General features: G+C 59.2%; 21 protein-coding genes and 1 riboswitch. Of the genes, 17 read left to right on the forward strand and 4 right to left on the reverse strand.

Annotated elements, in window-relative coordinates:
* Positions 1 to 47 precede the first annotated feature (47 nt).
* The gene (locus tag P0G09_RS14705; protein WP_275253025.1) at positions 48 to 2,132 is read left to right on the forward strand and encodes an elongation factor G; all 2,085 of its coding nucleotides are present in this window, start codon (positions 48 to 50) and stop codon (positions 2,130 to 2,132) included.
* Between the two features lie 193 nt (positions 2,133 to 2,325).
* On the opposite strand, the gene P0G09_RS14710 is transcribed toward P0G09_RS14705, so the two are convergent.
* The 3 genes from P0G09_RS14710 to P0G09_RS14720 are packed head-to-tail and all read right to left on the reverse strand — an operon-like array spanning position 2,326 to position 4,585.
* Positions 2,326 to 2,910, reverse strand: a complete 585-nt coding sequence (locus tag P0G09_RS14710) for a flavin reductase family protein (RefSeq protein ID WP_097769965.1) — start codon at positions 2,908 to 2,910, stop codon at positions 2,326 to 2,328.
* Positions 2,907 to 3,884 (reverse strand): glycosyltransferase family 2 protein, encoded by a 978-nt coding sequence (locus P0G09_RS14715; RefSeq protein ID WP_005929329.1) that lies wholly within the window; start codon positions 3,882 to 3,884, stop codon positions 2,907 to 2,909. The genes P0G09_RS14710 and P0G09_RS14715 overlap by 4 nt, the downstream gene beginning before the upstream one ends.
* Before the next feature lie 20 nt (positions 3,885 to 3,904).
* Positions 3,905 to 4,585, reverse strand: coding sequence for a Crp/Fnr family transcriptional regulator (locus P0G09_RS14720; protein WP_097769964.1), 681 nt, complete (start codon positions 4,583 to 4,585; stop codon positions 3,905 to 3,907).
* 178 nt (positions 4,586 to 4,763) lie between these two features.
* Here P0G09_RS14720 and P0G09_RS14725 point away from each other — a divergent pair, with 178 nt between their 5' ends.
* From P0G09_RS14725 to P0G09_RS14735, 3 genes are all read left to right on the forward strand, one after another.
* Positions 4,764 to 5,786: an ABC transporter substrate-binding protein gene (locus P0G09_RS14725; protein ID WP_275253044.1), complete on the forward strand. Its 1,023-nt coding sequence runs from the start codon at positions 4,764 to 4,766 to the stop codon at positions 5,784 to 5,786.
* 63 nt (positions 5,787 to 5,849) lie between these two features.
* Positions 5,850 to 6,626 carry an ABC transporter permease subunit gene (locus P0G09_RS14730; protein WP_275253027.1) on the forward strand — a complete coding sequence of 259 codons (777 nt, stop codon included), beginning with the start codon at positions 5,850 to 5,852 and terminating at the stop codon, positions 6,624 to 6,626.
* Complete coding sequence (locus P0G09_RS14735; protein ID WP_275253029.1) at positions 6,619 to 7,197, forward strand: ATP-binding cassette domain-containing protein; 579 nt, start codon at positions 6,619 to 6,621, stop codon at positions 7,195 to 7,197. The genes P0G09_RS14730 and P0G09_RS14735 overlap by 8 nt, the downstream gene beginning before the upstream one ends.
* A 447-nt stretch (positions 7,198 to 7,644) precedes the next feature.
* Here the strand turns inward: P0G09_RS14735 and hemW are convergent, their stop codons facing one another.
* On the reverse strand, positions 7,645 to 8,727 hold the full coding sequence (gene hemW / locus P0G09_RS14740) for a radical SAM family heme chaperone HemW (protein WP_275253031.1): 1,083 nt from the start codon (positions 8,725 to 8,727) through the stop codon (positions 7,645 to 7,647).
* Positions 8,728 to 8,840: 113 nt separating this feature from the next.
* On the opposite strand from hemW, the gene P0G09_RS14745 reads away from it, so the two are divergent.
* From P0G09_RS14745 to P0G09_RS14805, 13 genes are all read left to right on the forward strand, one after another.
* Entirely contained in the window at positions 8,841 to 9,542 is a 702-nt protein-coding gene (locus P0G09_RS14745; protein WP_275253032.1) for a Bax inhibitor-1/YccA family protein, read from the forward strand.
* Positions 9,543 to 9,687: 145 nt separating this feature from the next.
* Positions 9,688 to 10,479 carry a M23 family metallopeptidase gene (locus P0G09_RS14750; RefSeq protein ID WP_275253033.1) on the forward strand — a complete coding sequence of 264 codons (792 nt, stop codon included), beginning with the start codon at positions 9,688 to 9,690 and terminating at the stop codon, positions 10,477 to 10,479.
* A gap of 135 nt (positions 10,480 to 10,614) precedes the next feature.
* Positions 10,615 to 11,907 (forward strand): NAD(P)/FAD-dependent oxidoreductase, encoded by a 1,293-nt coding sequence (locus P0G09_RS14755; RefSeq protein WP_275253034.1) that lies wholly within the window; start codon positions 10,615 to 10,617, stop codon positions 11,905 to 11,907.
* A gap of 67 nt (positions 11,908 to 11,974) precedes the next feature.
* On the forward strand, positions 11,975 to 12,640 hold the full coding sequence (gene cmk / locus P0G09_RS14760) for a (d)CMP kinase (RefSeq protein ID WP_275253035.1): 666 nt from the start codon (positions 11,975 to 11,977) through the stop codon (positions 12,638 to 12,640).
* Positions 12,641 to 13,252, forward strand: a complete 612-nt coding sequence (locus tag P0G09_RS14765) for a lysophospholipid acyltransferase family protein (protein WP_275253036.1) — start codon at positions 12,641 to 12,643, stop codon at positions 13,250 to 13,252.
* 134 nt (positions 13,253 to 13,386) lie between these two features.
* Positions 13,387 to 15,297 carry a bifunctional 4-hydroxy-3-methylbut-2-enyl diphosphate reductase/30S ribosomal protein S1 gene (locus tag P0G09_RS14770; protein WP_005929303.1) on the forward strand — a complete coding sequence of 637 codons (1,911 nt, stop codon included), beginning with the start codon at positions 13,387 to 13,389 and terminating at the stop codon, positions 15,295 to 15,297.
* A gap of 90 nt (positions 15,298 to 15,387) precedes the next feature.
* Positions 15,388 to 16,005, forward strand: coding sequence for a GtrA family protein (locus tag P0G09_RS14775; RefSeq protein WP_275253037.1), 618 nt, complete (start codon positions 15,388 to 15,390; stop codon positions 16,003 to 16,005).
* Between the two features lie 149 nt (positions 16,006 to 16,154).
* Positions 16,155 to 16,292: a hypothetical protein gene (locus P0G09_RS14780; protein WP_005929299.1), complete on the forward strand. Its 138-nt coding sequence runs from the start codon at positions 16,155 to 16,157 to the stop codon at positions 16,290 to 16,292.
* Positions 16,293 to 16,306: 14 nt separating this feature from the next.
* Positions 16,307 to 16,972, forward strand: coding sequence for a deoxyribose-phosphate aldolase (gene deoC / locus P0G09_RS14785; RefSeq protein ID WP_275253038.1), 666 nt, complete (start codon positions 16,307 to 16,309; stop codon positions 16,970 to 16,972).
* Positions 16,973 to 17,108: 136 nt separating this feature from the next.
* Positions 17,109 to 17,207: riboswitch (SAM riboswitch) on the forward strand.
* Between the two features lie 104 nt (positions 17,208 to 17,311).
* The gene (metK, locus tag P0G09_RS14790) at positions 17,312 to 18,466 is read left to right on the forward strand and encodes a methionine adenosyltransferase (protein WP_098923264.1); all 1,155 of its coding nucleotides are present in this window, start codon (positions 17,312 to 17,314) and stop codon (positions 18,464 to 18,466) included.
* A 626-nt stretch (positions 18,467 to 19,092) separates the two neighbouring features.
* The gene (locus tag P0G09_RS14795) at positions 19,093 to 20,466 is read left to right on the forward strand and encodes an MATE family efflux transporter (RefSeq protein WP_275253039.1); all 1,374 of its coding nucleotides are present in this window, start codon (positions 19,093 to 19,095) and stop codon (positions 20,464 to 20,466) included.
* Between the two features lie 14 nt (positions 20,467 to 20,480).
* Entirely contained in the window at positions 20,481 to 21,233 is a 753-nt protein-coding gene (locus P0G09_RS14800) for an exodeoxyribonuclease III (RefSeq protein ID WP_035393287.1), read from the forward strand.
* A gap of 39 nt (positions 21,234 to 21,272) precedes the next feature.
* On the forward strand, positions 21,273 to 21,755 hold the full coding sequence (locus tag P0G09_RS14805) for a small multi-drug export protein (protein ID WP_098923259.1): 483 nt from the start codon (positions 21,273 to 21,275) through the stop codon (positions 21,753 to 21,755).
* Positions 21,756 to 21,874 lie beyond the last annotated feature (119 nt).

The raw sequence follows: 21,874 nt of genomic DNA on the forward strand, positions 1-21,874 counted from the left end.
AAAACGGAGAGACTGCTCCGTGCGGCGGAAATGAGGGAAAAACCGATATGAAATACGCAAGCAACAACATCCGTAATATCTTGATTGCAGGCCATGCCGGCAGCGGCAAAACGACGCTGACTGAGGCACTGGTCTATTTTTCGGGCGCAGCAGAGCGTATGGGCCGTGTTGAGGACGGCACCACGATTTCGGACTTTGACCCTGAGGAAGCAAAGCGGAAGGCAAGTCTGTCGGCATCCGTGGTGCCGGTGGAGTACGAAGGCATCAAGTACAACCTGATCGATGCGCCGGGCCTGTTCGACTTTGAGGCAGGTGAGTATGAGGGCATCCGCGCTGCCGAGAGCGTGCTGGTGTGTGTTTCCGGCCGCAGCGGCGTGACCGTGGGCGCGGAGAAAGCCTTCCAGCTGGCCCGCAAGAACGGCAAGGCCACCATGGTGTTCATCTCCAAGTGCGACCTGGAAAATGCCAACTACTTCAAGATTCTGGAGGAGATGAAGATCAAGTTCGGCTCCACCGTCTGCCCCTGTGTTGTGCCCGCCAAGCTGGACGACGGCACCCTTGTCTACATCAACCTGTTCAGCCAGAAAGCCTTCAAGTATGAGAGCGGCAAGCAGATCCAGGTGGAGCTGCCCGATATCGGCCACCGCTTCCAGGGCCTGATCGAGGCCATGAGCGAGGCCATTGCCGAGACCGACGATGAGCTGATGGAAAAGTTCTTCGGCGGTGAACCCTTTACGACCGAGGAGATCGTTGAGGGAATGCGCAAGGGCGTTAAGGACGGCCTGATCACCCCTGTGTTCTGCGGCAGCGCCGTCAACCAGCAGGCATTGGATATGCTGCTGTTCAATATGCACAAGCTCCTGCCCAGCCCGCAGCACGATGCCGCCATCCTGGCCGAGAATGCCAGCGGCGAGCCTGTGGAGCTGCATTGTGATGAGACCGAGCCCACCGCAGCCTATGTCTTTAAGACTGTGGCTGACCCGTTCGTGGGCAAGCTGAGCTACCTGCGCGTGATCAGCGGCAAGGTGACCGGCGGCGCTGCTCTGGTCAACGCCCGCACCGGCGAGACCGAGAAGATCAGCAAGCCCCTGACCGTCATCGGCAAGAAGCAGGTCGAGACCGACGGCATCGGTGCCGGTGATATCGGCGCTGTGGCAAAGCTGGTCAGCGCAAAGACCGGCGATACCCTGTGCGATGCTTCCCGCGTGGTCAAGCTGCCTGCCGCTGCCTTCCCGCTGCCCAGCCTGTTCATGGCAGTCACCGTGGCCAAAAAGGGCGATGAGGGCAAGATCTCCAGCGCGCTGGCCCGCCTGATGGAAGAAGATCCGACTCTGAGCTACATCAATAATGCCGAGACCCACCAGCAGATCATTGGTGGCCTGGGTGAGCAGCATCTGGATGTGGTCAAGGCCAAGCTGAAGAATAAGTTCGGCGTGGAGATCGGTCTGGAAGCTCCCCGCATTGCCTACCGTGAGTCCATCCGCAAGGCCTGCCAGAAGCAGGGCCGCCATAAGAAGCAGACCGGCGGCCACGGCCAGTTCGGCGATGTCGTCATCAACTTCGAGCCCTGTGACAGCGAGCAGGTCGTGTTTGAGGAAAAGGTGTTCGGCGGCAGCGTGCCCAAGAACTTCTTCCCGGCAGTGGAAAAGGGTGTCCGCCTTGCCGCCGAAAAGGGCGTGCTGGCCGGCTATCCTGTGGTCGGCCTGAAGGCTACCCTGCTGGATGGCAGCTACCACCCCGTGGACAGTTCCGAGATGGCCTTTATTATGGCTGCAAAGCTGGCCTATAAGGCTGCAATGCCCGAGGCAGGCCCCGTCATTCTGGAGCCCATCCATACCCTGAAGGCCCATGTCCCCAACGACAACACCGGCGATATCATGGGCGATGTGACCAAGCGCCGCGGCCGCGTGCTGGGCATGGAACCCGATGAGGATGGCATGCAGACCGTCATTGCCGAGGTCCCGCTGGCTGAGCTGAGCAACTTCACCACCTTTATCCGGCAGATCACCCAGGGCCGCGGCTGGTTCACCACCGAGTTTGCCCGCTACGAGATCCTGCCCGAGATGCTGGTGCCCGCCGTGGTGGAGCAGGCCAAGAAGCTGGGCAACCTGGATGAGGGTGCGGAGGATTAAACCTCTCCGTCTCGCATACGCTCGACAGCTCTCCTGATAGGAGAGCCAAGTTAAGTTCATATTGACATTTCCGGAGCCCTGCTGGCAATTCCCTCTGCCGGCGGGGCTTTTTGTTGTTGGGGGAAGGGAACGAAACAGGAAAAAGGCGGGGCATCAGCTTACTGCACTGATGCCCCGCCCTTTGCAGGTCAGATCATTTTTTCCGTTTTCCGGGTCTCTTTTTCCGCACGCTGTACCCGAAGGTGCCCAGCTTTTTGCCCAGGCTCAGGTACTCGCCGTGGCTGTACACGATCAGCTTTGCTTTGTCCAGGCAGAGCTTGCCGTTTTCGTCCAGCAGGCTCTCATCCACATCGCAGGCCACGACTTCGGCCAGGAACAGGTCATGGCTGCCCAGCGGGATGACCTGCGTGACCCTGCATTCCAGATTGACCGGGCTCTCCTCCAGGATGGGGCAGTCGGTCAGAACGCTGCCCGGGGCGGCATGGAGCTTACAGGCGGCAAACTTGTCGTTGTCGCGGCCGCTCTTCACGCCGCACCAGTCCACCGCGCGCACCAGCTGTTCAGTGGGCAGGTTGATGGCAAATTGTCCGCTCTCCTTGATGAGGTGGTGGCTGTACCGTTCGGGGCGGACGCTGATGGATACCATGCTGGGCTGGGTGCAGATGGTGCCTGTCCAGCCGATGGTGATGAGGTTGGGCTGCTCCAGCCCGCCGCAGGAGACCAGCACCGGCGGTTCCGGGTTCAGCAGGGTGCTGCCCCGCCAGCTCTGTTTGCTCATCCGTGATACTTCCTTTCATAGGGGGCCCAGGTGCGCTCCGAGATGATGTAGCGCGGGCGGGCCTTTGTTTCCATATAGATCTTGCCGATGTATTCGCCGATGACACCCAGGCAGACCAGCTGCACGCCGCCCACAAAGCAGACGATGCAGATGGTGGAGGCCCAGCCGGCCACCACGCTGCCCATGGCCGCCTGCACGATGGCCCAGATCACGCCGATGAAGCTGATGAGGCTGACCACGATGCCTGCCCCGGTGATGAGCCGGATGGGCTTGTTGGAAAGGCTGGTGATGCCATCAAAGGCCAGCGCCAGCATTTTGCGCAGGGGATAGTGGCTCTCACCGGCCAGCCGCTCGTGCCGCTCGTAGAACACCTGCTCGCTCTGGAAGCCCACCAGCGGCACCATGCCGCGCAGGAAGATGTTGACCTCCTTGTAGTCGGCAAAGCTGTCCAGCACCCGGGCGCTGATGAGCCGGTAGTCGGCGTGGTTGAACACGATATCCGCACCAAGGGCATTCATCAGGTGGTAGAAGCCCTCGGCAGTGAACCGCTTGAAGAAGGTGTCGGTGTCCCGGCGGCTGCGCACGCCGTAGACCACCTCGGCACCGTCCAGATATTTCTGCACCATCTCGTCCATGGCGTTGATGTCATCCTGACCATCGCAGTCAATGGAGATGGTGATGTCGCAGTTGTTGGCGCGGGCCTCCATCAGGCCTGCCAGCACGGCGTTCTGATGGCCCCGGTTCCGGCTCTGGGAAATGCCGATGAAATGCGCATCCTGCTTTGCAAAGCTGCAGATGAGCTCCCAGGTCTTATCGCGGGAGCCATCGTTGACGAACAGCACCCGGCTCTTGTCGCTGATCATGCCTTTTTCGGTGAGGCTGGTGATCTTTTGCAGGAACATCGGCGCTGTAATGGGCAGCACCTGCTCCTCGTTGTAGCAGGGGATCACGATCCAGAGAATTGGTTTAGACATAGTTATAGATCACTTTCCTTTTATAGAATCATCTGCCGCAAAGCTTCCGGCTCCAGCAGCTTGAAGCTGGAACGGTAGGTGTCCAGCAGGCCGTCCCGCTGCATCAGGCTCAGCTCCCGGGAAAGGGCGCTACGGTCACAGTTGAGGTAATCGGCCAGCTGGATGCGGGAGAAGGGGATGGTAAAGGTCATGCTGCCCTGCTGCTCGGCCTCGCTGAGCAGGTAGGCGCAGACCTTGGCCCGCAGGGTCTTCATCACCAGCAGGTCCACCCGGCGGGAGAGCAGGAAATATTTATCGCTGATGGTCCGCACCAGATTCTGCAGCAGGCGCTGGCGGGCAGCGGAGCCGTCCGGCTGGAGCAGCTTCTCGTAGGGGAAGAGCAGGACCTCGCAGGGGGCGGATGCCACCACCGTGACCGGGCTGTCCAGGCTGGAACCGCCCAGCACGTCACCAAACACGCCCCCCGGCCCCATGTGGGTGATGGGGATCCGTGCCCCGCCCGGTGCCGGGCGGTAGGCCTCGATGCTTCCGGTCAGCACAACGCCGACCCGGCGGCTGGGGGCCCCGGCCTGCACCAGCGCCTCGCCCCGGCCATAACTGCGGATGCAGGCCCCAAGCTCACTGAGCAGGGGGCGCAGTTCCCCGGCAGAGATCCCGGCAAAAAGAGAGGTGGATTGTAACAGCGGCAGATAGTTTTCCATGTCAGTTCCGTGAGGTTTTCCCCGGGCCCTCACCGCCCTTCTGCAATTCCGTTGCATGGGCAACGGTATTTTTAGCTCCATTATAGTAAACTTGAGCGCGTAAAGCAAATGATTTTGCAAAATTTGCAAATTTTGTTTCTGGTTGGAACAACAAAGAGAGGAAGGAATCTGAACCATGATGAAAAAACTGACCTCCCTGCTGCTGTCGGCTGCGCTGATGATCAGCCTGCTGGCCTGCGGGGCTTTTGCCGCCAAAACAAAAAGCGGTGTGCGCATTGCGGGCCTGAAGGGCCCCACCACCATGGGCCTGGTCAATCTGCTGGATATGGAGCGCAGCGGCAAGGCCAGCCAGCACTACGACCTGCAGCTCTACGGTGCAGCGGACGAGATCGTGCCCAAGCTCATCAAGGGTGAACTGGATATGGCCGCCATCCCTGCCAATCTGGCCGCGACCCTCTACCAGAAGACCAATGGCGGCATCCAGGTGATGGCCGTGAACACGCTGGGCGTGCTGTATGTGGTGGAAAAGGGCGACAGTGTCCACAGCTTTGCCGACCTGAAGGGCCGCACCATCCTGTCCACCGGCAAGGGCACCACGCCGGAGTATGTTCTGCGCTACCTGCTCACCAAGAATGGACTGGACCCCGATAAGGATGTGAAGATCGAGTATTACAGCGAGGCATCTGAGGTGACTGCCCAGATGGCCGCCTCCAAAAAGGATGCCATTGCCGTTCTGCCCCAGCCCTATGTGACCGCCGCCCAGCTGAAGGACAGCAGCCTGCGGGTGGTGCTGGACCTGACCAAGGAGTGGAACAAGGTCTGTGACACCCAGCTCATCACGGGGGTCACCGTTGTCCGCACCGAGTACGCCAAAGAGAACCCGGACATCGTGGCAAATTTCCTGCGGGATTACGAGAAGAGCATCAAGGCCGCCCAGACAGATGTTGCCGGTACGGCGGCTCTCTGTGAGGAGACCGGTGTGGTGGCCAAAAAGGCCATTGCCCAGAAGGCGCTGCCCCAGTGCAACATCGTTTACCGTGTGGGGGACGAGATGAAGGCCGATGTCAACGCCTACCTCAAGGTGCTGTATGATGCTTCCCACGCTGCAGTGGGCGGCAAGCTGCCAGATGCAAACTTCTACTACACAAAGGCCACGCCCGGCCAGGTGTTCTGGAAAAGCGTCCAGCGCAGTTTTCAGTAAACCAATAAAAAGGAGAGCCGTGCAGCCGCACGGCTCTTTTTGAGTGAGAACGGAGCAGGTAAAATGAAACAGAAGAAAAAGTGCCGCACAGGGCTGCTGGCAGCGGCGGTGTTCTGGCTGGCCGTCTGGCAGGCGGCGGCCATGGCCATCGGGCAGGATGTCTTTCTGGTGTCACCCATTCAGGCGGCGGGCACCCTGATGGAGCTGCTGCCGCAGGCCGATTTCTGGCAGCGGGTGGGGTTCAGCGCCGGGCACATCCTGCTGGGTTTTGCGCTGGGCGTGGTGGTCAGCGTTCTGCTGGCGGCCGCCGCCGAGCGCTGGGCCTGGGTGGACACGCTGCTGGCTCCGGTCATCCAGCTGGTCAAGGCCACGCCGGTGGCCAGCTTCATCATTCTGGCGCTGGTGTGGGTCAGCGGGCGGTCGCTCTCCATCCTCATCAGCTTTCTGATGGTCCTGCCCGTGCTGTACAGTGCCGTGCGCACCGGCATCGAGAGCGCGGACGTGCAGCTGCTGGAAATGGCACAGGTGTTCCGTCTGTCGCTGGCCCGGCGGGTCAAAGCCATCTGGCTGCCCGCCATTCTGCCGGCCTTCCGGCAGGGGTGCAGCGTGGCGCTGGGCATCTGCTGGAAGAGCGGTGTGGCCGCCGAGGTCATTGGCCTGCCCGATGGCAGCATCGGAGATGCCCTCTACCGGGCAAAGATCACACTCTCTACCGGGGAGCTGTTCGCCTGGACGTTTGTCATCATCCTGCTGAGCGCAGGCTTTGAGAAGCTGTTCCTGGCCCTGCTGGACAAGGCAGTGGCCCGCGTGTTGGGAGAGGATGTGACGAAAAATGATTAACAAACTGGAAATTTGCGGATTAACAAAACGCTTTGGAGAAAAAACGCTCTTTGAGGATCTGGATCTGACCCTTGCGGAGCCTGCCATCCTCTGGGCCCCCAGCGGCTGGGGCAAGACCACCCTGCTCCGCATCCTGATGGGGCTGGAAGCGCCGGATTCCGGCACGGTGCAGGGCGTGGGCCGGGTCGGTGCTGTCTTTCAGGAGGATCGGCTCTGCCCGCAGCTGACCGCCGTGCAGAACGTGGAACTGGTGCTTCCGGAGGGAAAAACACAATACAAAACGCAAATCGTGTCGGATTTTCAACGATTTGGATATGATGAGCAGGCGCTTGCCCTGCCTGCCCGGAAGCTTTCTGGCGGGCAGAAGCGCCGTGCGGCCCTGCTCCGCGCCCTCTGGGCCGGGTGCGACACGCTGCTGCTGGACGAACCCTTCACCGGCATGGACCCGGAGACCATGAAAAAAGCCGCAGCGCTCCTGAAAGAGCGCCGCGGCGAACGGGCTGTTCTGTTGGCCACCCATGACCGGGAAGCCATCCGGGAGCTGGGGTGGAGGGTCATTGACCTGACGTAAGTGATTGTATTTTGTCAGAAAATATGATATCCTAAAAATACAGCTTTTAAGCTGTCATCAGGTGTTGCCTTAAACGTAGGCGGCTGAACGCTCCTTACCGAACCGCAAAGGTTTTACTTACTGGTAAACAGGCATCGGGAGGGCGGCTTTTTTGGGCGCACAATCCCGACGCTTCGGCGAAAGGAGGAATGCGCATGACTTTGTCAGAAGTGCTGCTGCTGTTGACATTTGTTTCCAGCGTAGCATATGGTGTTTTTGACATCACATGGAAAATCAGCCATGACGACAAAAGATATAAAAACAAAAAAGACTGACCGCCATCTATGCTTCCCCAAGCAAATCGGTCAATCTTTTTTGATACGAGTAACGTAAGGAGCTAGCCGTTTGGAGGGCAGCACCTTTTGTAATTTCAGTATATACGTTTCAACGTAAATTGTCAAGCAAAAGTCACAGCAGCTCCGCCAGAATGCTGTTCTGCACAATGAGCCCGGCGGGGGTGAGGGCAAGGGTACTGCCATCGAAGGTGGCATAGCCGGACTTCACACAGTTTTTCACAAAGGCAAGCTGGGCGGTGGAAAACTCCTTCCCGTAGCGGGCCTTATAGGCGGAAAGATCCAGCCCCTTGCGCAGCCGCAGCTGTAAAATGAGATAGTCCTCTGCGCCGCAGCCTCCGTCCATAACGGGGGCTGCTTTGTCGTTCAGGAAGGCCTCGGTGTCGGCGGGGTAATAGAATCGTCTGCCGCCCATGCAGGAGTGCGCCGCCGGGCCAAGGCCGAGGTAATCCCCACAGTTCCAGTAGATGAGGTTGTGCCTGCCCTCATAGCCGGGCTTTGCAAAGTTCGAGATCTCATACTGCCGGTATCCGTGGTGCTCCAGGTGTTCCACGGCGTAGAGGTAAAAGTCTGCTGCTTCGTCGGGGGAGGGCAGACCCTCGGGCGGGTGCCTGCCAAAGGCGGAATCCGGTTCGATCTTTAAGAGGTAAGCGGAGATGTGCGTTGCCCCGCCCTCCGCAATGAGCTCCAGTGTCTCGTCAAACTCGGCCTGCGTATAATGGGGCAGGGCCAGCATAATGTCGCCGCTGATGTTGGTAAAGCCTGCCCGCCGTGCCGCCGCAAAGGCAGCCCGAGCCTGCCGGGCGGTATGGGGGCGGCCCAGCGTTTTCAGCTGGCTGTCACGGGCCGACTGTACCCCGAAAGAGATGCGGTTCACCCCGGCTTTCCGGAAACCGCACAGGGTCTGCTCGGTCACGGTCTCAGGGTTGGCCTCCAGCGTGATCTCCGCCCCGGGTACCGGAGCTGCCGCCGCAATGAGCCGGGCGGCATCAGCAGGGGAGAGCAGGCTGGGGGTGCCGCCGCCAAAATAGATCGTGTCCGGGTGAAGAGGCGCTTCCGGCGCAAAGCGGGCAAGCTCCCGCAGAAGGGCATCCACATACTGGGTGGGCACGCCGCGCTGGCCGGGGGCAGAATAGAAATCACAGTACCGGCATTTGGAAAAACAGTAGGGAATATGCAGATAAAGTCCAAGAGACATACAATATCACAGCCTTTTTCACGAAACGTTCATTTCTATGCAGTATACTATAAAACGTAGACCGGAGCAAGGCGGAATGCCCGCCCCGGCAAAAAGACTGGAGGAGTTCCACAATGGATTACAGAAATTATGACCGCGGCTATGCGGAGCCCACGATGAGCGCATCGGACTATATGACCCGCACCTACCGCTGGATGGCCTGCGGCCTGCTCATCACCTTCGCCATGGCCTATCTCACTGCAACGACCTCGCTCATCTATCTGGTCGATTCGCTCTATCTTGTGCTGACCATTGCGGAGCTGGCGCTGGTGTTCGTGCTGAGCTCCCGGGTGCAGACCATGTCGGTGGGAGCTGCCCGTGCGACCTTTTTCGGTTATGCACTGCTCAACGGCATGGTGCTGAGCTACTATTTCCTTGTTTTCTCGGCAAGCACCCTGATCATGGCGCTGCTGGCAACGTCCCTTTACTTCGGGCTGATGGCTGTTTACGGCACCACCACCCATAAGGACCTGACCGGCTGGGGCCCCCGCCTGATGATGGCTCTGGTTGCCATGATCATCACCGGCTTTGTGGGGATGCTGTTCGGCTTCGGCTTTGGCGGCTCGGTGCTCTACTGCGGCATCGGTCTGGTGGTGTTCATGCTGCTGACCGCTTACGATACCCAGAAGCTGCAGCAGATGTACAGCTACTACTCCGCTGATGCTGAGATGGCCGAAAAGGCTTCCATCTATGGTGCGCTGACCCTGTATCTGGACTTCATCAACATCTTCCTGTATGTTGTCCGCCTGATGGGCAACAACCGCAGCCGCAGCTGATCTGTGTATTTCAGCCCTCTCCGTCAAGGCCTCAGGCTTTGACGGAGAGGGCTTTCTTTTTATAAAATGTGTATAAACCCGGTTCCGAAATCGCATACTGCAATCAGAAAATCAAGCGAAACCATGACGGATTGGAGTAACGAACATGGAACAGATCAGGAAATTTCTGCGGGACAAAGGGTTTGCACTGGCACTGCTGGCCTGTCTGGTGGCGGCAGCAGCGGCGGGGGTCTGGGCGGTGCGCACCGTGCGCGACGAGCTGGACAAGAACCTTTCGGGCCTGAAGACACCGGACAGCACATCCACGGCCCCCGGCATCGATGAGGGGCTTTCCACCACCACGCCACAGGAGGACGAAACAACATGGGAATGGCCGACCGAACCCGCCGCAAACAGTGTAAGCAATGTACCCAAGGCGGCCTCCTCGGCATCGCGGAGTGCATCTTCGGTCTCCTCTGCGCCGCAGGCTGGCTCTGGCTCGGTGCGCGAACCATCCGCGCTGCAAGGTGCATCCTCGCCTGCCAGCAGTTCGGCAGCGCCTGCTTCCACGCAGCCGATCTCTGGCAGGGTGCTCAATGGATACAGCGGCGATGAGCTGGTCTACAACAAGACCCTGGGCGACTGGCGCACCCACAACGGCATCGACTATGCCTGCGCAAAGGATGCCGCCGTCCAGAGCCCTACGGCGGGCACAGTGGTGCTGGCCGGTTCCGATGGCAGCTGGGGCCCCACTGTGGCGATCAAGGACAGTGCGGGCCGTGTCTGGCGGCTCTGCGGCGTGGCCAGCCCGGCGGTGAAGGAGGGCGAGACGGTCAGTGCCGGGCAGACATTGGGCAAGGTGGGCAGCGTCAGCTGTGAATGCGCCGAGGAAAGCCATATCCACCTGGAAGTGAAGCAGGATGACAGTTATCTTGACCCCGCAAAACTGATGCAGTGACCCAAAGCGGCAGACACGACCGTCTGCCGCTTTTCTGTGCTTTTCCAAAGGAATGCAGATTGCAATTGCGGGCCGATTCTGGTATGATAAACTAGAACAAATTTCGACAGGCAGTGAATTGCGGGAGGAACCAGAATGGCAAAGGTGTTGATCGTGGGGGCCGGTGCGGCCGGGCTGATGGCGGCGGGGGCCGCTGTGCGGCAGGGGCATCAGGTAACGGTGCTGGAGCATACCGACAAGCCCGGTCAGAAGATCCTGGTCACGGGCAAGGGGCGCTGCAATGTGACCAACGACTGCACCGCGGAGGAGTTTCTGCACCATGTCCGCACCAATCCGCGCTTTCTGTTCTCCTCGCTGGGGGCGTTCCCGCCCGCCAGGACCATGGAGCTGTTTGAGAGCCTGGGCGTGGAGCTGAAGGTGGAGCGCGGCCGCCGGGTGTTCCCGGTGTCCGACAAAGCCGAAGAGATCCGGCAGGCACTGCTCCGCTACGCACAGGACGCGGAGATCGTTTATGACGGGGCAAAAAAGCTGCTTCTGGAAGAGCTGCCCCAGGAGCCGGAAGCCGCCCCTGCCGTGCCGGAAAATCCGCGCCATCCCAAAAAGAAAAAGGCCGGGCCTGCCCTGCGGTGTGTCGGTGTGCGGGGGACTTCCGGGAAAGAATACCGGGCCGATGCCGTGCTGGTGGCCACCGGCGGTGTGAGCTACCCCACCACCGGCTCCACCGGCGACGGTTACCGGCTGGCCCAGCAGGCCGGGCACACTCTTGTGGAGCCGGTACCCAGTCTGGTCAGTCTGGTCAGCCATGACCCGGACTGCAAAAAGATGATGGGGCTTGCCCTGAAAAATGTGACCCTGACCCTTTTTGAGGACGGCAAGGACATCTTTGAGGAGCAGGGCGAGATGCTGTTCACCCACTTTGGCATCAGCGGCCCGCTGACCCTGAGCGCGTCCAGCCATCTGGGCGATATGAAAAAGCACAAGTACCACGCCGAGATTGACCTGAAGCCCGCCCTGAGCGAGGAGCAGCTCTATGACCGCATCACCCGGGATTTTGCCCTGCTGGCCAACCATGCCGCCCAGGGGGCGCTGGTCAAGCTGCTGCCTGCCAGTATGCAGCCGGTCATGGTGGCGCGCTGGGGCATTGACCCTGCCACAAAGGCCAACCAGATCACCCGGGAGCAGAAGCGGGAGCTGGTGCGCCTGATGAAGCACTGGAACGTGCCCATCGATGCCCGGGGCGACCTGGCCCATGCGGTCATCACTTCCGGCGGCGTGTCCGTGCGGGAGGTGGACCCCAGGACCATGCAGAGCAAGAAGGCGCTGGGCCTTTACTTTGCAGGTGAGGTGCTGGATGTGGATGCCTATACCGGCGGCTACAACCTGCAGATCGCTTTCTGTACGGCGCAGAGCTTTGCAAATCACCTCTGAGAGGTTGGACAGAGCAGAGCTTGACCGATGATAAAATACTTATTATATAAATAAAGGAGAATCCCAAATGGTTTCAGTTGCAATCGACGGCCCTGCGGGGGCAGGCAAATCCACCTTGGCGCGGCGGCTGGCCGCAGAGATGGGCTACATCTATGTGGATACCGGTGCCATGTTCCGCACCATCGGCCTCTATGCCCTGCGCAAAGGCGTGGACCCGAAGGACAATGCGGCGGTCAGCACTCTGCTGCCGGAGATCGGCCTGCGGGTGGACTGCATTGACGGGGAGCAGCATATCTATCTGAACGGTGAGGACGTGAGCACCGCCATCCGCACGGAGGAGGCTGGTATGGCCGCCTCTGCCGTGGGTGCCAACCCGGAAGTCCGCGCCTTCCTGCTGGAGCTGCAGCGCGGCATGACCAAGACCCAGAACGTCCTGATGGATGGCCGGGATATCGGCACTGTGGTGCTGCCGGATGCCACTGTCAAGATCTTCCTGACCGCTGCTCCCGAAGCCCGGGCCAGACGGCGCTGGCTGGAATACCAGCAGAAGGGCATGGAGGTCGCCTTTGAGGATGTGCTGGCTGATGTGAAGCAGCGGGACTATCAGGACACCCACCGTGCCGCCGCCCCCCTGAAGCAGGCCGAGGATGCAGTGCTGCTGGATACCTCTGACCTCGACTTTGAGCAGAGCCTTGCGGCGATGAAAAAGATTATTGCAGAAAAGGTTAATTAAATGGTACTATATTACATATTGCTGCCGCTGGCCTGGCTGGTGTTCCACATCGGCTTCCGGGTCCATACCGTTGGCCGCGAAAACCTGCGCAAGGTGCGGACCAAAGGCTGCATCATTGCCCCCAACCACGTTTCAGCCATTGACCCGGTGTTCATCGTCATCAGCCGGTTCTGGGGCAGGCGGATGCTCGTTTTTGCCAAAAAGGAGCTGTTTGAGATCAACGCCCTGCTCACCTGGTTCTTCCGCTGCAGCGGCGCGCTCTGCGTGCGCGGTACCAAGGAGGAGCTGGAGATCATTGACCGGACCGTGGAGGCCTGCCGGGCGGGGGAGACTTTGCTCATCTTCCCGGAGGGCACCCGCGAAAAAGAGGGCAGGCTCCTGCCGCCCAAGAGCGGCCTGTTCGTCATTGCGGCGCAGGCCGGGGTGGATGTGGTGCCGGTGCGCATCCGCTACGATACGCCGGACGGGAAGATGCGGCTGTTCTGCCGGGTGAACGTCATCTACGGCGAGCCGATGCCCGCCGCCCAGTTCGCCATGGAGAGCCGCCGGGATATGAAGGTGCTCCGGGCCAATAAGCAGGCACTGCTGGATGCCTGGGAACAGCTGAAGTGAGAACCTCTCCGTCACCTTCGGCGACACCTCCCCTGGTAGGGGAGGCAGGAAAACAACAGCGTAAACTTGACTCCCCTATTAGGGGAGCTGCCGAGCGAATGCGAGGCTGAGAGGTTTAGAGAAGGAGAAACGCTATGGAAATTCGTCTTGCCAAGACCGCCGGCTTCTGCTTTGGCGTGAACCGCGCGGTGGAGCTGACCTACAATCTGCTGAACGAGGGCCATAAGGTGGCAACGCTGGGCCCGCTGATCCATAACCCGCAGGCAGTGGCCGATATGGAAAGGCGCGGTGCGCTGGTGGCCGATACCGTGGACGATATCCCCACCGGGTACGAGGTCATCATCCGCAGCCACGGCGTGCCCCGCACCATCTATGATACTTTGGAGCAGCGCGGCCTTGTTTACCACGATGCCACCTGCCCCTTTGTGAAGAAGATCCAGAGCATTGCCGCCCGGGCCGAGGCCGAGGGCGCGGTGCTTCTGGTGGCCGGTGATGCTGCCCACCCCGAGGTGCAGGGCATCGTGGGCCATACCCGGGGAGAGGTATTTGTGTTCAGCGATCTGGACGAGCTGAAGGCCTGGAAAGGCCCTTCTGACCCCCAAAAGCCCATTTTTGCGGTTGCACAGACCACATTTCAGGTAACAAAATGGCAAGAAAGTTCGGAGTTTCTCAAAAAAGCCTATACAAACGCCCGAATTTTTGATACAATATGTAATGCGACGTGGGCGAGGCAACAGGAAGCGGAAGACCTCAGCCAACAATGCGACATCATTGTTGTCATTGGCGGTCATCATTCTTCCAATACCCAAAAGCTGGTACAGGTCGCCGCAAAGCATACGAAAGCCGTGACGGTCGAGACAGCGAGCGAACTTCGGCCGGAATGGTTTGCAGATGTAAAAACGGCGGGCGTAACAGCAGGGGCTTCAACGCCATCGTCTATTATTGAGGAGGTACTTAACAGTATGAGCGCAGAAATCAATGACAGCATGAGCTTCGAGGAGATGCTGAACGCATCCGAGGAGAAGCGTGTTCATGCAGGCAGTATTGTGAAAGGAATCGTGACCAGCATCTCTGCCAACGAGATCCAGGTGGATATCGGAGCCAAGCAGACCGGCTTTGTCAAGCTGAGCGAGCTGACCGATGATTCCTCCGCCAAGGTCGAAGACCTGGTGAAGGTTGGCGATGAGCTGGACCTCATCGTCGAGAAGGTTATGGACCAGGACGGCGTTATCCAGCTCTCCCGCAAGAAGCTCGCATCTCGCAAGGGCATGGAAGAGATCGCCAAGGCTGCTGAATCCGGCGAGGTCGTCGAGGGCGATGTCACCGAGTTCAACAAGGGCGGCGTTGTCGTCAACGTCAAGGGTGTTAAGGTGTTCGTTCCCCGTTCTCAGGCCACGATGCGCCGTGACGAGGACTACACTGCTCTGGTTGGCCAGCATGTCCAGCTGGTTGTTACCGAGTGCTCCGGCCGCAAGATCGTCGGCAGCATCAACAAGGTCACCGCTGAGCAGAACAAGGCAAAGCGTGAGGAGTTCTGGGCAAATGTCGAGGTGGGCAAGACCTACACCGGCGTTGTCAAGAGCCTGACCTCTTACGGTGCATTCGTCGATATCGGCGGTGTGGACGGCCTGTGCCACATCAGCGAGCTGAGCTGGAACCGCATCAAGCATCCCTCCGAGGTTGTCTCCGTTGGTGACACCATCGAAGTGTATGTGAAGGACATCGACACCGAGAACCACAAGGTCTCTCTGGGCTACAAGAAGGCTGAGGACAATCCCTGGGAGCAGCTGAAGAACAACTACCCCATCGGCAGCACCTTCCATGCTCCGGTCGTGTCCCTGACCAAGTTCGGTGCATTCGTCCGCATCCTGCCGGGTGTTGACGGTCTGGTCCACATCAGCGAGATCAGCAATGACCGCGTTGAGAAGGTCTCCGACGCACTGAAGGTCGGCGATATGGTCGATGTGAAGCTGCTGGATGTTGACTTCGACAAGAAGCGCATCAGCCTGTCCATGAAGGCTCTGCTGAACGACGACGCTGAGTAATCAGTCCGTGGTTCGCTGAGTTTCAGACACAATGCGACTGCAGCCCCGTTGCCGGGTAACGGCGGCGGGGCTGTTTTTGTTAACAAAGCCATGATAAAAATTTTTAAAAAGCACTGGGAGGTCATCTCCTACCTGATCTTCGGCGTGCTGACCACCCTGCTGAATATCCTGCTGTACGCCCTGTTCAACAGGCTGTTCGGCTACACCGCCGCCAACAGCTGGGGCAATGTGCTGGACAACATCCTCTGCATCCTGTTTGCCTACACCACCAACCGGGCCTTTGTGTTCAACAGCAAGACCAGAGGCAGGGCGATGGCAAAGGAGTTTGGTGCATTTGTCACCTGCCGTCTGGGTACAATGCTGCTGGACACTGCAATTATGCTGGTGCTGGGCAATCTGCTGGCGGCCCAGGGCGCAGCACTGATGGACGAGCTGATGCAGGGGGTGCTGAGCGTGGTGGCCCACTGGCTTGGCCCGGATACGGCCATACAGATGGCAGCCTCCTATGCAGGCACACCGGCGGGGGTCACGGATGGCTCTGCCGCTATTGCCGTCATCGGCGGTGCAGACGGCCCCACGGCAATCTTCATTACCAGCTGCTACAATGCGCAGGCACTGTGGGGGCTGTGCGTCAAGGTGTTCTCGAATGTGATCGTTGTGGTGCTGAACTATGTGTTCAGCAAGCTGATCATCTTTAAGAAAAAGTAACTCCCTCTGTCTGCACCTACGGTGCAGCCACCTCCCTCTGGGAGGGAGGCATTGCCTTGCATTTGCCGACAAGGCTCCCTCTCAGAGGGAGCTGTCACCGAAGGTGACTGAGGGAGTTTTAAGTAACAAAACAATGGAGGTACGGTATTATGAAACGTGGTCTGAAAGGTTTTGCATTCCTGGTTTCCGGTCTTGTTCTGGGCATCATTGGTGCCACCGCATCCGTAACGGCAATTGCCCTGAGCGCTGTGGGCATGGCAAAGGTCCGCCGTGCCAGCAAGAATTGATGGAGGAAAATAATATGACCCGTGAAGAAATCCTCTCCCATGTCGATCATACCCTGCTGAAGCCTGAGGCCACCTGGCCCCAGATCCAGACCATCTGTGATGAGGCCATTACCAACCACACCGCATCCGTCTGCATCAACACCTGCTATGTAAAGCAGGCGGTTGAGTATATGGCGGGCCGAATCCCGGTGTGCTGCGTGGTGGGTTTCCCTCTGGGTGCCATGGATACCGCCAGCAAGGCCTTTGAGGCCAAGACTGCCATTGAGAACGGCGCTGCCGAGGTGGACATGGTCATCAACATCGGCCGCCTGAAGAACAAGGAATACGATGCTGTCCGTGAGGACATCCGTGCCGTGAAGCAGGCCGTGGGCGACAAGGTGCTCAAGGTCATCATTGAGACCTGCCTGCTGACCGACGAGGAAAAGGAAAAGATGTGCGACATCGTTTGCGAGGCAGGCGCTGACTACATCAAGACCAGCACCGGCTTCTCCACCGCAGGCGCTACCTTCCACGATGTGGAGCTGATGGTCAAGGGTGTGCATGGCCGCTGCAAGGTCAAGGCTGCCGGCGGCATCTCCACCGTGGAGGATATGGAAAAGTTCCTTGCTCTGGGCGCAGACCGTCTGGGCACCTCCCGTGCGGTCAAGCTGCTGAACGGCGAACAGGCCAAGGGTTACTAAGAGAGCTTCGGGAAACTCCCGGTACTTCTAGGGAAAATCCTAATCAATTTCGTTGAGATGTCTAAAAAGAGTGATACTCTTCTTGACAATCTGACGAAGAGATGATAAGATATCTCTCGGAAAACAACTGAATACCGACTTATCAAGAGCGGCTGAGGGGACAGGCCCTGTGAAGCCCGACAACCTGTGCGAAAGCATAAGGTGCCAAATCCTGCGGGAAACCGAAAGATAAGAGTGCAAACGCTCAGAGCTTCGGTTCTGAGCGTTTTTGTTTGCGCAAACTTGATGGACGTGTATGAAGCTGTGCAAGATTCACCACACACATGGAGGACAAAATTTATGGCAAGACACCTGTTTACTTCTGAGTCCGTCACCGAGGGACATCCTGACAAGATCTGCGACCAGATCTCCGATGCCATCCTGGACGAGATCCTGACCCACGACCCCGATGCCCGCGTGGCCTGCGAGACCTGCGCTTCCACCGGCCTGGTCCACATCATGGGCGAGATCACCACCAGCTGCTATGTCGATTTCCAGAAGATCGTCCGCGAGGTCATCTCTGACATCGGTTACACCCGTGCAAAGTACGGCTTTGACGCTGACACCTGTGCTGTTATCTCCAACATCGACGGCCAGAGCCCCGATATCGCACTGGGCACCAACGACCAGGTTGGCGGTGCCGGTGACCAGGGTATGATGTTCGGCTATGCCTGCGATGAGACCCCTGAGCTGATGCCCATGCCCATCAGCCTGGCCCACAAGCTGGCCAAGAAGCTGACTGAGGTGCGCAAGAGCGGCGAGCTGGATTACCTGCGTCCGGACGGCAAGAGCCAGGTCACCGTGGAGTACGACGAGAACAACAAGCCTATCCGGGTGGATGCAGTCGTCATCTCCAGCCAGCACAGCGAGAGCGTGACCATGGAGCAGCTCCGGGCCGATATCATGGAGAAGGTCATCAAGGCCACCATCCCTGCCGAGCTGCTGGATGAGAACACCAAGTACTACATCAACCCCACCGGCCGCTTTGTTGTGGGCGGCCCGCAGGGTGACAGCGGCCTGACCGGCCGCAAGATCATCGTTGACACTTACGGCGGCTACGCCCGCCACGGCGGCGGCGCATTCTCCGGCAAGGACCCCAGCAAGGTGGACCGCAGTGCCGCTTACGCAACCCGCTGGGTTGCCAAGAACATCGTGGCTGCCGGTCTGGCCAAGCAGTGTGAGGTGCAGGTGGCCTACGCCATCGGCGTGGCAAAGCCTGTGTCCATCATGGTGGATACCTTTGGCACCGGCACCGTGGCCGATGAGAAGATCGAGCAGGCAGTGGAGAAGGTCTTTGACCTGACCCCCGCTGCCATCATCCGTGACCTCGGCCTGCGGAAGCCCATCTACCGCAAGCTGGCCGCCTACGGCCACATGGGCCGCGAGGATCTGGGCGTGAAGTGGGAGAACACCGACCGCGTGGATGAGCTCAAGGCCGCTGTTGCAGCGCTGTAAAACTGAAACGCAAAGCGCCCTGTACCGTGAAAGGTGCAGGGCGCTTTTCTATGGTGGGCGGCAGACAAACAAAAAACGCTCCCCCGTGCAGGTGGGAAAGCGTTTTTTGTTTGTCCTTTTCAGGACAGGGTAAATGATAAGAAGGTAAATGAAGAAAATAGCATAATAATAGAAGGATGAACAACAGGAGTACCGGAGAGGAAAGCGCGTCGTTTCGCTTTGTATCCAACTGACGCTCCTGTTGGATACAAGATAACACTTTTCACAGAAAAATACAAGAGCTTTTTTGAAAAAAGTTCTTTTGTTCGAGCAAAAAATGTAATTTTGTCACAACGCACAAAAATGGGAGAGATGCGTTTGGCAAAGTGATGAAACAAGCTTCAATTGCATCGGGACATCTGGTACTCCCCACGCAAGTGAAACGGGCCATTCCATCGCCCGCCCTATTGCCTTGCGGCAACAGGGTCCCACCCCAGCGGACACTTGCTTTGGGGAGCACCAGACATCCCTGACAAAAGCTGATTCTTTACAACGGGATGCGGCTGTGTTATGATGGATACATCTATGAGAAAAGAACGCTCTGCGGCCTGGAAGGGCAGAAAGCGTGTGAAGAAGTGAGGAATAGAATGGAACATACGATCACACAAAACAAGGCCCCGTGCTTTGGCGGGCGGGCCCCGCTGTTCAGCCAGCGTGACCTGCTCAGGCTGGTGGGGCCGCTGCTGGTGGAGCAGCTGCTGGCCGTGACGGTGGGCATGGCCGATACCATGATGGTCTCCCGCTGCGGCGAAGCCGCCATCTCGGGTGTCAGCCTGGTGGATATGATCAACAACCTCATCATCGTGCTGTTTGCGGCGCTGGCCACCGGCGGCGCGGTGGTGGTCAGCCAGTATCTGGGTGCAAAGGAGCAGAAGCACGCCAACGCAAGCTCAGGTCAGCTGATCCTGCTCAGCGCTCTGCTGGGCGTGGGTGTGGGGGTGTTCTGCTTTGTGCTGGCCCGTCCCATGATCCGGCTGTGCTATGGCAGCATCGATGCCGACGTACTGGAGGCTGGTGTGCTCTACCTGCGCATCACGGCGGTCAGCTACCCGTTCCTGGCCATGTACAATGCCGGTGCGGCGCTCTTCCGCAGCATGGGCAACTCCAAAATCTCCATGCAGATCAGCATCCTGATGAACATCATCAACATCGTGGGCAATGCGGTCTGCATCTTTGTGCTGGGCATGGGCGTGGACGGCGTTGCCTGGCCCAGCGTCCTCTCCCGTGCCGTGGCGGCGGTGCTCATCCTGAACCGCTGCTACCAGAAGGGCCACATGCTCACCGTGCCCAAAACGATCCGGCTGGATGGCCGGATGGCAAAGCGCATCCTGGGCATCGGCATCCCGTCCGCCTTTGAGAACAGCCTGTTCCAGGCGGGCCGCATTCTGGTGGTGAGCATGATCTCCACCTTCGGCACCGTGCAGATCGCCGCCAATGCCGTGGCAAACAATCTGGACGGCATGGGCTGCATCCCGGGGCAGGCCATTGGTCTGGCCATGATCACGGTGGTGGGCCGCTGCGTTGGCGCAGGGGACAATGAGCAGACCGTTTTCTACACCCGCAAGCTGCTGCTCTGGGCCTACATCTCTATGGGGATCTTCAACGGCGGCATCCTGCTCTTCCTCAAGCCGCTGGTGGGCATCTACGCCCTCTCCGGCGAGACCATGGCGCTGGCCATCCTGCTGGTGCAGATCCACGCAGGCAGCGGCCTGTTCCTGTGGCCGGCCTCCTTTGTTCTGCCCAACGCCCTGCGCGCGGCCAACGATGTGAAATTTACCATGGTGGTCTCTGTGCTCAGCATGGCTGTCTGGCGGCTGGGATTCAGCTACCTGCTCTGTGTCAGGATGGGCTGGGGCGCTGTGGGTGTCTGGATCGCCATGGTCATTGACTGGGTCTGCCGTGTCATCTGCTTTGTGGCGCGCATGAAGAGCGGCGCATGGAAAACAAAATATCAGGCATAAGAAAGGAACAGGATATGAAACTGATCAGCTGGAACGTCAACGGCCTGCGGGCCTGCCTGACCCACGATTTTGCCGCAAGCTTTGCGGCGCTGGATGCCGACATCTTCTCGGTGCAGGAGACCAAGATGCAGCCGGGGCAGGCTGATTTTGCCCCCGAGGGCTACACCGAGTACACCTACTCCGCCGAGAAAAAGGGCTACTCCGGCACGGCCTGCTGGTGCAAAACGGCCCCGCTGGCCGTGACCACCGGCATCGGCAGGGAGGAGCACGACCACGAGGGCCGGGTGCTGACGCTGGAATATCCCGGCTTCTATCTGGTCAACTGCTACACGCCCAACAGTCAGGACGGCCTGAAGCGGCTGGACTACCGCATGACCTGGGAGGATGCGTTCCGGGCCTACCTGCTGGAGCTGGACGCGAAAAAGCCGGTCATCCTCTGCGGTGACCTGAACGTGGCCCACACCGAGATCGACATCAAGAATGCGAAGACCAACCGGATGAGCGCGGGCTTCACTGACCAGGAGCGGGCCAAGATGACCGAGCTGCTGGCGGCGGGCTTTACCGACACCTTCCGCGCGGTTCACCCGGACGAGGTGAAGTACAGCTGGTGGAGCTACCGCTTCCACGCCCGGGAAAAGAACGCGGGCTGGCGCATTGATTATTTCATCGTTTCAAACCGCATCGCCGACAAGGTGACCGCCGCCGAGATCCACAACGAGGTGTTTGGCTCCGACCACTGCCCGGTGGAGCTGGTCATCGACCTGTAAGCCGTTGCGATCATGATCTTATCATAAGGAGAAACCTGGATGCTCAAGAATTATCTGATGGTGTTTTTTGTCTCGATGGTGCCGGTCATTGAACTGCGCGGTGCCATTCCGATCGGGCTGGGCATGGGCCTGCCCGCCCTGCCCACCTATCTGGTCTGCGTGCTCGGCAATATGCTGCCGGTGCCCTTTATCTATCTGTTTGCCCGCAAGTTCCTCATCTGGGGCTACCACAAGCCGGTCATCGGGCCGGTGTGCAAGTTCTTCATCACCAAGGGGGAAAAGGGCGGCCGCAAACTGGAGGAAAAGGCCGGCAAGGGCCTGACTGTTGCCCTGCTGCTCTTTGTGGGGATCCCGCTGCCCGGCACCGGTGCCTGGACCGGCACGCTGGCAGCCTCCATTCTGGACATGAAGTTCAAGGATGTTCTCATTGCCTGCATGGGTGGTGTGCTGCTGGCGGGCATCATCATGGGCCTGGCCAGCGCCGGTGTGCTGGGCGCGGCCAGCAGCCTGTTTGCAGTGTGACAGATTCGGGCTTTGCCGCGACAGCCCCCCTGGCAGGGGAGCCAGGTCCTGCTTCGCCTATTAAAAGAGGTGGCATCGAGCGATAGCGATGATGACGGAGAGGTTTCGTACAGAAGTAC

This window comes from Faecalibacterium sp. DFI.5.82 (assembly GCF_029076575.1).
Taxonomy (GTDB): domain Bacteria; phylum Bacillota; class Clostridia; order Oscillospirales; family Ruminococcaceae; genus Faecalibacterium; species Faecalibacterium duncaniae.